The sequence below is a fragment of the Propionicimonas sp. T2.31MG-18 genome (assembly GCF_964266745.1).
GTDB lineage: Bacteria > Actinomycetota > Actinomycetes > Propionibacteriales > Propionibacteriaceae > Propionicimonas.
Genome location: NZ_CAXWGX010000018.1, coordinates 1 through 391, shown reverse-complemented (window position 1 = coordinate 391; position 391 = coordinate 1). Strand labels below are relative to the sequence as shown.

Annotated in this window: 1 protein-coding gene; it reads right to left on the bottom strand. The window is 36.3% G+C overall.

All coding sequences use genetic code 11. The annotated features are described in order from the left end of the window. Window positions 1–36: 36 nt before the first annotated feature. Window positions 37–391, bottom strand: a 355-nt coding sequence (locus ACFQQJ_RS08075) for a LuxR C-terminal-related transcriptional regulator (RefSeq protein ID WP_377105530.1), incomplete at its 5' end; no start/stop codon positions are given.

Below are 391 nucleotides of genomic sequence, written 5' to 3'. Positions count from 1 at the left end.
CGTTTCACCGGTCCTGCTCTGATTTTTACAATAGCGTTAATTAAGATTTTTTTCTATTTCGACCCGTTTTATCAGGTCAATGACGTTTCCTACATTGAGTTTTTCGAAAATCCTTGATTTGTAAGTACTGATAGTAGAAACTTTCAGATTCAAATCCGAAGCAATTTCTTTCGTGTATTTGCCCTGTATAAGCAAATACATCACCCGCTGTTCACTGGCAGAAAGCTCTGAAAAATTATTCGTTATGAGCACTTCATTTATCTCTTCTTTCTTGAAAAATTTGCCTTCAGACAACATTTTTCTAATCATGGTCAGTAACAGCTTTTCATCCTTGATTTTAGAAACAAATCCGTCGGCACCAGCCTGCAAATAATGTGCAGCGTAAATTTCC